Annotated in this window: 11 protein-coding genes; 4 read left to right on the plus strand and 7 right to left on the minus strand. The window is 41.3% G+C overall.

What is annotated here, in order from left to right; all coding sequences use genetic code 11:
• On the plus strand, positions 1-2155 hold a 2155-nt coding region (locus PLEUR7319_RS37960), incomplete at its 5' end, for an Ig-like domain-containing protein (protein WP_158441821.1).
• A 56-nt stretch (positions 2156-2211) separates the two neighbouring features.
• Here the strand turns inward: PLEUR7319_RS37960 and PLEUR7319_RS0109375 are convergent.
• Positions 2212-4206, minus strand: coding sequence for a DNA phosphorothioation-associated putative methyltransferase (locus PLEUR7319_RS0109375; protein WP_019504959.1), 1995 nt, complete (start codon positions 4204-4206; stop codon positions 2212-2214).
• 116 nt (positions 4207-4322) lie between these two features.
• Between PLEUR7319_RS0109375 and PLEUR7319_RS0109380 the strand changes: the two genes are divergently transcribed.
• Positions 4323-5081, plus strand: a complete 759-nt coding sequence (locus tag PLEUR7319_RS0109380) for a nucleoside phosphorylase (RefSeq protein ID WP_019504960.1) — start codon at positions 4323-4325, stop codon at positions 5079-5081.
• A gap of 10 nt (positions 5082-5091) precedes the next feature.
• Here the strand turns inward: PLEUR7319_RS0109380 and PLEUR7319_RS41210 are convergent, their stop codons facing one another.
• Both PLEUR7319_RS41210 and PLEUR7319_RS0109390 read right to left on the minus strand, forming a co-directional pair.
• Complete coding sequence (locus PLEUR7319_RS41210; RefSeq protein WP_019504961.1) at positions 5092-6522, minus strand: hypothetical protein; 1431 nt, start codon at positions 6520-6522, stop codon at positions 5092-5094.
• Between the two features lie 209 nt (positions 6523-6731).
• Positions 6732-8027, minus strand: coding sequence for a tetratricopeptide repeat protein (locus PLEUR7319_RS0109390; protein WP_019504962.1), 1296 nt, complete (start codon positions 8025-8027; stop codon positions 6732-6734).
• A 90-nt stretch (positions 8028-8117) separates the two neighbouring features.
• Here PLEUR7319_RS0109390 and murJ point away from each other — a divergent pair, with 90 nt between their 5' ends.
• Complete coding sequence (murJ, locus tag PLEUR7319_RS0109395) at positions 8118-9716, plus strand: murein biosynthesis integral membrane protein MurJ (protein WP_019504963.1); 1599 nt, start codon at positions 8118-8120, stop codon at positions 9714-9716.
• A gap of 129 nt (positions 9717-9845) precedes the next feature.
• Positions 9846-11156 carry an oligosaccharide flippase family protein gene (locus tag PLEUR7319_RS0109400; protein WP_019504964.1) on the plus strand — a complete coding sequence of 437 codons (1311 nt, stop codon included), beginning with the start codon at positions 9846-9848 and terminating at the stop codon, positions 11154-11156.
• A gap of 155 nt (positions 11157-11311) precedes the next feature.
• Here the strand turns inward: PLEUR7319_RS0109400 and PLEUR7319_RS0109405 are convergent, their stop codons facing one another.
• The 4 genes from PLEUR7319_RS0109405 to PLEUR7319_RS0109420 form a co-directional block, all read right to left on the minus strand.
• Positions 11312-11755: a DUF2442 domain-containing protein gene (locus PLEUR7319_RS0109405; RefSeq protein WP_019504965.1), complete on the minus strand. Its 444-nt coding sequence runs from the start codon at positions 11753-11755 to the stop codon at positions 11312-11314.
• A complete protein-coding gene (locus PLEUR7319_RS0109410) occupies positions 11755-12003 on the minus strand; it encodes a DUF4160 domain-containing protein (RefSeq protein WP_019504966.1) in 249 nt (82 codons plus the stop codon). Before PLEUR7319_RS0109410 ends, PLEUR7319_RS0109405 begins: the two co-directional genes overlap by 1 nt.
• Positions 12004-12077: 74 nt before the next feature.
• Positions 12078-12284 (minus strand): hypothetical protein, encoded by a 207-nt coding sequence (locus tag PLEUR7319_RS0109415; protein ID WP_019504967.1) that lies wholly within the window; start codon positions 12282-12284, stop codon positions 12078-12080.
• 116 nt (positions 12285-12400) lie between these two features.
• Positions 12401-12739, minus strand: coding sequence for a YbaB/EbfC family nucleoid-associated protein (locus PLEUR7319_RS0109420; RefSeq protein ID WP_019504968.1), 339 nt, complete (start codon positions 12737-12739; stop codon positions 12401-12403).
• Positions 12740-12861 lie beyond the last annotated feature (122 nt).

The following is a 12861-nucleotide window of genomic DNA, read 5'->3' on the forward strand; positions in this document are numbered from 1 at the left end:
CTCGGGCACAGACTATACCTTTGAGGTGACTCCTTCCGCCGATGGTAATGTCACAGTGGATATCGCCGATAACGTGGCGACCGATGCTGCGGGGAATAACAATACTGCCGCTTCCACCCTCACTCGTACTTACGATCCAACTCCTCCCACGGTCACTCTCGGTAGCTCCAGTCCCGATCCTACTAATGCTCCCTTCACCGTTACCGCTACCTTTAGTGAAGATACCAGTGACTTTGATGAAACAGATCTCACCATCGCTAATGGTACTGTGAGTAACTTTAGTGGCACGGGCAGAGACTATACCTTTGAGGTGACTCCTACTGCCGATGGTAATGTCACAGTGGATATCGCCGATAACGTGGCGACCGATGCTGCGGGGAATAACAATACTGCCGCCGCTCAACTCACTCGTACTTACGATCCCACTTCTCCCACGGTCTCTCTCTCGAGTACTAGTCCTAATCTTACGAATGTTCCCTTCACCGTTACCGCTACCTTTAGTGAAAATGTGACTGGTTTTGATGAAACAGATCTCACCATTGCTAATGGTACTGTAAGTAACTTTAAAGGCTCGGGCACAGACTATACCTTTGAGGTGACTCCTTCCGCCGATGGTAATGTCACAGTGGATATCGCCGATAACGTGGCGACCGATGCTGCGGGGAATAACAATACTGCCGCTTCCACCCTCACTCGTACTTACGATCAAACTTCTCCCACGGTCACTCTCGCTAGCTCCAGTCCCGATCCTACTAATGCTCCCTTCACCGTTACCGCTACCTTTAGTGAAGATACCAGTGACTTTGATGAAACAGATCTCACCATCGCTAATGGTACTGTAAGTAACTTTAGTGGCACGGGCAGAGACTATACCTTTGAGGTGACTCCTTCCGCCGATGGTAATGTCACAGTGGATATCGCCGATAACGTGGCGACCGATGCTGCGGGGAATAACAATACTGCCGCTTCCACCCTCACTCGTACTTACGATCAAACTTCTCCCACGGTCACTCTCGGTAGCTCCAGTCCCGATCCTACTAATGCTCCCTTCTTAGTTACCGCTACCTTTAGTGAAGATACCAGTGACTTTGATGAAACAGATCTCACCATCGCTAATGGTACTGTAAGTAACTTTAAAGGCTCGGGCAGAGACTATACCTTTGAGGTGACTCCTTCCGCCGATGGTAATGTCACAGTGGATATCGCCGATAACGTGGCGACCGATGCTGCGGGGAATAACAATACTGCCGCTCAACTCACTCGTACTTACGATCCAACTTCTCCCACGGTCTCTCCCTCTAGCGCCAGTCCGAATACATTTGAAGTTAACAACCTAGGTCCTGATAGTTCTATCAGGTTCTCGATCACTCAAGACAGTGAGACTAGTCTAGGTGAAATTGACATTTTTAGCGTTGACTCTAGCGGCAACCGTACTCAAGTTGGTAGCTTCTCACTGCTAGAAGGGGAAGACTTGCCTTCTTCTTATGATCCTTCCTTTACTGTTGATCGTTCTTTGCTATCAGACAACTCTACTCTCGAACTCGAACTCGTAGAAAACGGCGTTACTAAAGTAGCCACTATTTCCAGTGGTCCTAATGGAGAAATTGAGTTCGATTTTGATGGTGATACCGATTTATTAGCTTCGGTTGTCGACATTATCCCCACTACTAATGTGCTGGAAGCCGATGGTGCAGATGATGCGGCAGCGATCGATCTGACAGGGCTATCTGGTCCCCAGGATATGACCTTTAGCGTCTTCCGCGAAGCAGATTTTGACAATGTAGTGGGCTTTTATACTACTGACGATGCTACTGGTGCCATTACAGATATTTCTGGTACTACCCTAAACCCTGGAGATGCAGGATATAAAGAAGCAGCAATAGCCAGACAATTAGATCTCACTTTATCGGGTGAAAATGGTCAAGAAAAAAACTTCACTGGCACCATTGCTGGTGGTAAATACCTTGGTGTCTTTTTAGTCGTAGATGGAACTAATCCCACAGCCAGTGAGGTATTCTTCTCACATACTAGAGCCAATAGCGATGGTGCAGATCATTCTAAGCTTTTGGGTGACAATACCTTCGGCTTTGAAGACAAGGTTGGTCTTGGCGATGCCGACTTCGATGATGTAATTGTTTCGTTTGACTTTGTGTAAATAATTTGAGCTATATTTGGTTAATAATTACTAATTATTAATTTTTGACAATTACTTTACTTGGCACCCGTACTCAACTTATGTCCCTCAATCTTAACTTCATGCTCCCTCAGACAGCGCAACCAACCATGAAGGCGACGAATTGCATCTTTATTTTCTAGCAATCCTGAACTTTGTTCTTTTTTGGTTAGGCGGACAAATTTTTGATAACTAGGATAGTCTGGCGCAACCAAAGCATCTTTTTGGTGCAGAATTAAGGGGTTGGTTTCATCGGAGATATCGTGATAGGTAATAGATAAGTTATTTAAATCTACTTCCATAGTTGCTTGTAAAGTAGGATGAGCCTGGGTATCGAACTCAGGATATACCAAATAGGTTACTTTTGGTTTGTTGTAGTAGAGTTTGATAATATTGGCGTTTTCGAGGCGATAGAAGTTACGACTAGCGCAGCCTTCGTATAATCGCAGGAGGGGAGGTAATTTTTCGAGGGCACTGATATGAACCGCGATCGCATTATTAAGTTGCTTGCCGATTTTACTAGTGGTACAAAGATGAGCAATTTTGTTCATGTCTCTCACATTAACTAGCATCTGATCAGCTAATGAACAGGCTTTTTTATAGCTACCAAACAAGGCTTTGATGTCGGCTTTAATTTCTGGAGCCAGTTTTCGGATGGTAGGACGACCACTATATTTACCCAAGGCTAAGTAGACCAGTAAGTCTTGACGACGCTGTTCGGCGATCGCCTCCCATTTTTCTCTTGACGTAGCTTGTATGATAAATTTAAAGGCTCGTTGGTAGCTTCTAAACTCGTCTTTAATAGCCGCTTCTGAGCTTAATTCTTCTTTTACTGGCAAACGACCCCGTTGGACATAAAAATTGAGTAAAGGAGTTAATAATTCACGATATTGTGACCAAGTTTTATTTTCAGCTGGAACTTTTGGGGGACTACTACTAGAAAATAAACGAGAAGCGCGAAATGATTCGGCTTGGATTTCGTCACGAAAAACAAAATATATGCCTAAGCCTACGGGAATAGAATCCACGCCAATTACTTGATCGATGTACAGTTTTAGTTCTTCTTGTTCGTAATATTGCTGGAAAGTATCGGGGTTGGTAACTCTTCCATCGCCATAAGCCATCAAGCCCCGACGGCGATCGTCTACTAATACTTGTGCCGCAACAATCAAAACTTGACGAGTTAATTCCCAGGCTTTAAGGAGGGCTTCTCGTCTTTCTTCTGTACCCTCGATAATATTGATAATGTAGCCGAGGTTGACGATATCGGCAGGTTCAATCGCAGCATCAGGTTGATAGTAAGGATCCCAACCAGAACTAGCATAACCTTGCTTGCTGATTTGCTTGACATCTGTTCCATAACCACAGCCATAGTCGAAAAAGGTAGTTCCTTCCTCAAATAAATTTGCTGACAAGGCAATTTTTACTGGTCGAGATAATTCGGAGCGTTTGATAGCGGCTTTATGTCTTTCGATTAAGATGGTTTGTTTTCCCAAAGTAGGAGAGTCTACAGGACAAGCGACATGATGACCGACCAAAGATATTCCTTGTTGCAGCAACAAGCGCGTCCATTCTTGTAGAGTACTAATATGGCAAGCGTTATCTAATAAACCTAAATCAACTTCCGCTTGAGTTAATTGGGCAAAGGTTTGGTAAAGCGGATAGTCTTGACTGACGAAGGTTTCTTTGCGATGAAGGATCGGTGGATTATGAGAATTATGATACTGTTTGACGGAAACCTGCTCAGTAGTCAAATCGACGATAATACTTTGGTGCAAGGAAGGATGAGGATCGCGATCAAAGTCAGGATAGTATAAATAAGAGATTTGGGGGCGATCCGTAGCAAATTCAACGATGGTAGCATGATCGGCGTTAGCCACTAAATTTCTAGCTTGATGCTCATATTTTTGTAATAGTGGATGTAGTTTCGATAAAGCATCAAAATGAATACATAGCCCATTTGGTAAATGCTTACCTATAGAGCTGTTTTTGCAACTAGAAACAATTGCGGAAAATTTTTCGAGAGTTACCATCGTTCAGTATCAGTCAATTGTAATTAGCAATCAATCATCAATGTTAACCGGACATTTATCTAACATTTATTTATTTTCAATTCCTCATAGTCTTTAGTTTATAAGCAGATTTCCCAATGAGACTTTATCATATAGGCTTTAGCCAGTCAGATTTAGGTGTTGATCTACCTCAGACAGTACTTTTATCTGGAGAGCCCGAGCGATCGCAATACATAGCTCAGACTTATTTACAAAATGTCAAACTACTCTCAGAATATCGAGGACTGAATAGCTACTTAGGTTATCTGCCTAATGGCAAATCGATCTTAGTGGCTACTAGCGGAATGGGAGCACCGTCCTTGAGTATTGTAGTCAATGAATTAGTACAAGTGGGTATTAAGCAGTTTATTAGAATTGGTACTTGTGGCTCAATTCAGCCAACTGTTCCCGTAGGTAGTATTGTTGTGTCTCAAGCAGCCTTATGTCGTCAAGGAGCAGCTATTGATATAGCTCCTATAGAGTATCCTGCTGTCGCCGATCCTTATTTAACAGTGGCTTTAATGGAAACTGCTCGTAAGTTAGGTATTGCCTGTCATCTCGGTATTACCGCTTCAGTAGACACCTTTTATGAAGGACAAGAAAGAAGTGAATCTTCAGCTAATCCCCATCTTCAACCATGGCTTACTGGAATTACTGCTACCTATCGTCAACTCAATATTATCAATTATGAAATGGAAGTAGGAACTCTATTTAAGATGGCTGGAGTATATGGTTTTGCTGCTGCTGGTGTTTGTGCCGTAGTGGCACAACGTACCAAGTCTGAGACTGTAATTATCTCTGATAAAGATCTTGCCGTTCAACGAGCCATTGAAGTCGCGGTCAAAACACTCTCATAGATTTGATTTTTTAAGATTCAGCATCGACTGATTTAATGGTGGCGCGTTTCGATAATTTTTTGACCATGGAGTTATCTCCCAAAGATCGTTTAGCAATTACTTCCACATCTATCTTGATTCCTGGCTGAAGATATTCTTGGGGAATGGGTAATTTACCTAATTGCAAGGTAAATAAATTTCCGTCTTGAACGATCGCTTCTGAGGGAACCGATCCTCGGTATTGGCTAGTATAATCACCTCGATCGCTGCCAAAAATTGATCTCCTGATTGACTTTTCGTTAACTAGATATTTAACTTGAAAGTCCGTGGCAATTATATTAGACTTTTCGGCTTTATCCAGTATGGTTAATTTTAAATTTGCTCCCTGACCAGATATATCCTCAATACTCAACTTATCGACATCTTTGGTGCGAACAGCATTGAAAACAAACAACTCCGTTAGCTTATCTCGTTGGATAGTTTGTGTTTCTAGCCAAGTGTCTTCGGGAAGAGAGACCCCAGCCTTATTCTCTCCTTGAAGACTAAGAGTGATTTCCTGGTCGCCATATTCCTCTACTGGTTGAGGTGCATCCCATACCATTAGTACAGAATGTTCATGGCGTGCCACTAATTCTTTGTACTTGTCAGCAATAATTGACCCCGGCGCAAATAATGAAGAAGCGTTGTCTTTACTTTTCCAGATATTTCTCGATAAAGTAAATCCTCTGGTTTTTAATTCCCGGATCGGCATAGTAACTTGTGGGGCATCTGGAGCCAGAGATTTGTCTAAGTTAATTAAAGTTAGATTTCCTACCTTACCTTCTCTACCTTTTCTCGCACTGCGTCCTTTTTTACCAGAGTAACCATCGGCACACTGAAACTCTTGAGTAGAGCATTTATAATCGGGGCTTCCAGGCTTACCAGAGCAAGTCTCCTCGTTCCAGTATGGACTCTCACATTGACAGCCTACACCGCCTTCTCCTCCTTTTCCTGGAACACCACCTTCTCCCCCTGCAGCAATTACATAAATCTGCTTCAAGTGTTCTTGATTAGTAGTGTACACAGTTAGTGAGCCACCATTGCCCCCCACACCACCATCACCACCGTCACCACCGTGACCACCGTCCGCACCGCGTAAATTTTTTCCTACTTCTTTTGATTGTTGCTCACAAGAAGCATCCTCTCCTTTAGCTCCTGCTTCTCCAGGCATCCCATCCCCACCCGTCAGATCCAAGGTCATTGGGGAACCATCGGCAAACACAGTTAAATTATCACCGTTGCGACCATTATCTCCTTTAGCACCTTCATCTCCATTATCACCTTCTTTCCCTAGTTCTTTTGTATCCGCAGCCAATACAGAAGAACAGAGAAATGATTGTGGAGCTGAGGTAGAGGTAATAAACTGCGGTAAGGCTAAGATGCTAATGAGCAAGGAAAGCTTACTAAAAAAACGTACATACATAGCGAATAAAAACTATTTAGATCGCGATTTTGTTATCTTCGCCCTTTGTATATGCCATACTTTCCTAGGTTTGTCATCAATTTATTAAATTCTATTGATAAAAATTTAACAAATTTCAGATTAAACTATTACACAATTTTGGCTGCGGTTCGTCCCAGTTGATAGTAAGGGCGAACCGCAGTTCGCCCCTACGAACTTCGACTGAACTACTAGGTTTTTCTAATTGCTTCCATATTACGCTGAATATCTGCCCATTGACGGGGAAACTTATCTTTGGTGTAAACTAACAACGCCTTATTCAAGAAAGAAAGAGCCTGGCGTTTATTCTCTTCAGATTCCCCTTTCTCTCGATAACGAAAAGCACCGCCTAGATTGTTATTTAACATCGCCCAATTGTAAGGAAATTTTTCTAAGGTATGAATTGATAAAGCATTTTGATAATGAGAGATTGCTCTTTCAATATTCTCAGTTTTATCGCCCCTAATCCGAGATTGAAAAGCGTTACCTAGGTTATTTTGTAACATTGCCCAACGATGGGGATTGGCTGCTAGATCATATATCCCTAGAGCTTTTTCTAAATGGTTAATTGCAGTTTCGATATTAGTGGCTTGATCTCCTACTAAGCGGTTAGGATAGATATCTCCCAGGTTGTTATGTGTTGCTGCCCAATCTTGGGGATAATTTTCCAAAGTATGGATTGATAAACATCGCTTGTAGAGAGCGATCGCCTGTTCGATGTTTTTAGCGCGATCGCCTTCGACTCTATAAGTATAAGCAATAGCAAGATTACGTTGGATATTTGCCCATAAATAGGAATATTTTTCTTGGGTAATTACTTCTAATGCTAGTTGATAATTGGCGATCGCCTGTTCGATATTTTTACGGCGATTCCCTACAACCCGATCTCGCAAGGCATTACCTAAATTAGCCTGGATCATAGCCCAATTTTTGGGAAAAATAGTTGGCTGATATGTCTTCAAAGCAACTTGATAACTAACAATTGCCAATTCTAAATTATTAGCCTTATCCCCTGCGGGAAAACTACCGATTAAATTACCAAAATTAACTAAATCTTTAGCGATCGCTCTTTGGCGGGGAGAATCAACCGACGCAATTGTTTCATTTGCCCAGTAATCAAGAATTTTGGTGGAATTGTGATCCAGCCGATCTTGATTGTTGCGAATAAAAGCATATATCTCACTGGTTGATTCCTGATTTGCTACCTTTTGCAACAGAGTCATTAAAAACTGAAAGTACTCTCGTCGCCGATTAGCCGAGTTATTATTTTTTTCTAACTGTAACAATTTACCTGCTAAGTTAATCAAACGCTCTGCATGAGAAATATTTCCTGAACGTCTCAGTTTTTCGCCCACAGACATCAAGCAGCTAATAAACTCTTGGTTAACTAACTGTTGATTGGCATTTAAAATGTTAGTCTCTTGCTCTCGTGGATTGCTTAGTAAATCATCGATCAGTTTAAGGTAAGGATGTTCTAATGTGCTCATGAGGAGAGTGGGAAATTACAGACTAATTAATCAGCTTATTATTTACTTCTGTAATGATAGATCGATTGCTAATCACGCAAATGTAATATTGTGGCTACAGATAAAAAATCATCTCCTTCCGTTGGTAGTGTCGCTAAAATAGTGGCGATCGCTACCCTCGTCAGTAAACTTTTCGGTTTTGTCCGCGAGCTAGTAGTTGCAGCAGCTTTTGGTATTGGTACCGTCAGTAATGCTTATGCCTATGCCTATACTATTCCTGGATTTCTCTTTGTCTTAATTGGGGGCATTAATGGTCCTTTTCACAGTGCTTTGGTTAGTGTTCTGGCGAAGAAAGACAAGTCAGAAGCTGCACCAATCGTGGAAACGGTTTCTACTTTAGTCAGCATCTTACTACTACTAGTCACTCTAATAATAATTATCTTTGCTGGTAACTTCATCGATATTATAGGTTCAGAATTAACCCCTGAAGTAAAACGGATTGCCACCCTGCAACTGCAAATTATGGCTCCCTTGGCTTTGTTAGCAGGATTAATTGGTATCGGTTTTGGTACTCTCAACGCGGCTGATAGTTATTTGCTACCTAGTATTAGTCCCTTATTTTCCAGCGTGACAATTACTGTAGGGGTAGGGTTGATTTTTTGGAAACTAGGAGAGCAATTAAATACTGCCTCATATTTGCAACTAGGAGCAATCGTCTTGGCGAGTGCAACCTTAGGGGGGGCGATTTTGCAGTGGTTAGCCCAATTAATTGTGCAGTGGCGGGCTGGTATGGGTCAGTTAAAACTGCGATTTAACTGGAATACGCCAGGGGTAATGGAAGTATTTAAAGTGATGACTCCCGCTACTCTTTCGTCGGGGATGCTATACGTAAATTTAAACGTCGATCTATTCTTTGTTTCTGGAATAGCAGGTGCTGCTGCTGCCATTCGCAATGCCACTTTTATTTTTATTACTCCCTTAGGTATTATTTCTAATGCCATATTGATGCCTTTTTTACCAATTTTTTCTAGTTTAGCTGCCCCAGAAAACTGGCCAGAATTGAAAACTAGGATACGTCAAGGAATATTTCTTAGTGCCCTGACTATGTTGCCTTTAACAGCAATTTTTATGTCTTTGGCTGTACCAATTATCAAATTAGCTTTTGAGCGTGGTCAATTTAGCTCCAAAGACGCTCAATTTGTGGCTTCTCTATTAGTGGTTTACGGCTTTGGGATGTTTTTCTATTTAGGGAGAGATATTTTGGTGAGGGTATTTTATGCTCTGGGAGACGGGGACACTCCTTTTAAAGTCAGCATTATTAATATCTTTTTGAATGCTATCTTAGATTACTTTTTAATCAAGGCTTTTGCTGCACCGGGATTAATTATGGCTACAGTGGGAGTAAATATCACTTCGATGGCAATATTTATCTGGATATTACACCGTCGTTTAAATGGTCTTCCCTTATGGGAATGGAGCAGGGGCATTATTGGGTTATTTTTTGCTAGTGCGGTGGCTGGATTGACTAGTTATATTACTAGTCAGCTTTTACAACGAGCGATCGGCAACGATAATTTATTACTGCTGTTGATTGAGTTGACTGTTTCTAGCGGAATAGCAATTATTGTTTTTGGTTTAATTGCAGCGCAATTGAGATTACCTGAATTAGATATGTTGATGAGTAGAATTAGACAGAAATTTGGTCGATAAACACTATTAATCATAATAAGTTCATCTCGCATAGTTAGAAGAAAAATCACAACTTCTAACTCCTAACTCCTAACTCCTAACTCCTAACTCCTAACTCCTAACTCCTAACTCCTAACTCCGAATTCACGTATGTCAATTATCAACCGATTTGTCAAATCTGAATTGCTCACTTATTTATTTCGAGGAGCAGCGATCGCTCTAAGTCTCCAACTATCGGGAATTGCTATCACCTATACGATGCAAGTATTGTTAGCACGATGGATGGGAGCGACTCAGTACGGAGTTTATGATTATGTGATTAGTATTGGCACATTTCTTGGTTTTCTGGCTGCCTTGGGTTTGCCTAGTTGTCTGCTACGGTTTATTCCTGAATACAGCGTTAAAGAGGATTGGGGAAAATTACGAGGTATTGTTTGGGGTAGTTGGCGTTATGTGTTGATTAGCAGTATTTTGTTTACTTTGATTGGTAGCGGAATTATTATTAGCTGGAATCGACAAAATTCGGAAATTGCCCTGGTTTCTTTTTTATTGGGCATTAGCACAATTCCCCTGTGGGCATTAGTCAGGCATCAACGAGAAATGTCTCGTGGTATTAAACGTATGACCTTAGCCTATATGCCATCTTCCGTTATGTTTCCCCTCTTAGTAATTGGTGGTGCATTTTACTATCGCGATCGCTTGTCTAGTAGTATCGCGATCGCGATTACTTTTTTGAGTCTGTCTTTAATTTTGCTCTCTCAGCTATGGTTATTTAATCGGCAACTACCAAAACAGTGTGCCATTATCGAGCCGATCTACTCCCGTCGAGAATGGTTTGCTGTTGCTATCCCCCTGCTATTTAATGATGGGGCATTTGTAGTGCTTTCCCAAACCGATACGATTATGACTGGTGCTATCTTAGGCTCATTTCATGTGGGACTCTATAGTGCTGCTTTTAAAACCGCTGCGGGGGTGAGTTTTATTCTGGCTGCGGTTAATGCGATCGCGGCACCGATGTTTGCCACTTTACACGCTCAGGGAGACTCTCAAGGATTACAAAAGTTAACTGCTACCGTTGCTCAGTGGATGTTCTACCCTACTTTAGTTTGTGCTTTACTATTAATTTTCTTTGGCGAACGCGTTTTGGGTCTATTTGGCGATGAATTTATCGCTGCACGCTGGTCAATGACCGTTCTTATTCTGGGACAACTAGTAAACGTTGGAGCTGGTTCAGTAGGCTATTTAATGGAAATGACAGGACATCATAAGCAATGTGCCTATGTCCTGGGCTGTAGTGCTGTTTTAAATCTGGTTCTCAATGGGATCTTAATCCCAACTCTCGGAATTATGGGAGCAGCGATCGCCACCGCATCAACTATGGCACTCTGGAATAGATGGCTCCATCAATTAGTAGTTAAATATCTGGGGGTCAAACCGTCTATTATTTCAATATTTAGATAAGATGCTTAGTGAATTAGATTCGCTTCGTCGAACTCTTAGGAAACAAATTGTTTCTTTCAGATTTAACGAATCCAAATTCGTTGGACGCTCACGTTGACTCCAAAAAAGTTGCACACGGGGTGAGTATTGTTTCCTTGTTTAACTGCCCCAGTTTCTTAAGTTGTTTTTACAGAACCTTCGTATTTTCTTGGTCTACCGCCTTTTTTACCGTTAGCTCTTGATGCCGCTTTCTTTTTCTCAGATGTGGATTTACCACCTTTGGCTGCTATTTTCTTCATCCAGGCTTTTGTACCAAATATTCCGTTAACCAGCTCATTAACACCGAGATCGATGTCAGCATCTTCCCAGGTTAGTCCCCAACCCGCAGGAGTTAATTTAACTTTGACAATTTCATCATCTGGCAGGTTACATACACCTTGAAGCAATGAAACTGGACATTCAAATTTACAGCCATTGTCAAATTGAATGACTATGTTGTTTGACTTTTTGTCGTACCAGACATCACAAGCTTTTGGCTCGGTTTTTTCTCGCTCTGCTGAAAGTGCGATTGCTGCTTCTATCTGATTATCTATTTCTTGCTGTGTTAATTGCGCTGCCATTATTTATCTCCGTGAATAGTCTGCCATTCTTCGAGTAACTTTCCTTGATAGCTATTGACTAAACGTAAAGCTTTTGAAATTTCTTTTCGATTCATGCCTTCATATTTAAGAAGCACGGGAGGATTGTTTTCATCTTTTAATTCAATCACACATTCTCCATTTGCCTTGAAAACGTGAACGTGACGAGGTGGATGATCGTTAAACCAGATCTTCACTACGTACCCATCTTCTCTTAAAATTTCTGGCATCTATAAGCTAAAACCCAAGTCTGCTAGGTTTTTATATTGTAAATCAATATTTTTTCTATGGTAGTAATCGCTGATTACTTTTTATAAGCTTTTGCCGAAGCGGAAATCCAAGTATAAGCAGCTATACTAAATGGCAACAAAATGAAAATTGCTCCAGAAATCAGAGGATGCTCTCTCACAGTACTACTAGAAGTCATAGCCACTACACCTAAGCCACAGTAAATTAGACCGATTAAGGGAAGTCCCAATACTAAGAAAGCAAATTTTTTGTCGGAATTCATAAATTTTTGTTGATTTCAACAAGCTATCAACTATCAGCTATCATTATCAGTTACGTGATTTGTGTCAACAAAAAGCTGAAGGCTGATAGCTAAAAGCTGATAGCTATTGGTTAAATTTACATTCCAGGAAGATTCAAACCACTGGTTAGTTCTTCCATGCGTCCACGCATCATTTCTGTAGACTGTTCGTAAGCAGATTGCATCGCAAAGGTTACTGATGCTGAGAGAGCTTCTGCTCCTTGGGACATTGCATCGGGAGAAATCTCTACACGACGGGGTTCTTGGTTCCCACTCATCACCACCTTGACCAATCCGTCTTCACTAGTTCCTTCAATTTCTAATTGTTCCAACTCATTTTGGAGTTGTTGTGCTCCTGCTTGTACCTCCTGAGCTTTTTTAAAAGCATCAGCAAGTTCTTTCATTTTTCCTAATGGACCAAATCCTTTTCCTGCCATATCTATAATTAGTTTTTAGTTTATTTATTGGTGACTACAAAATTTACCAGATCGATTAGTTTAACTTAGGGTGTGTCATCAATTAGAAAAAAAGTACTTTTCTCGTTCTTTTAACGACTTAC

Origin of the sequence: Pleurocapsa sp. PCC 7319, assembly GCF_000332195.1 — a bacterium.
Taxonomy (GTDB): Bacteria; Cyanobacteriota; Cyanobacteriia; order Cyanobacteriales; family Xenococcaceae; genus Waterburya.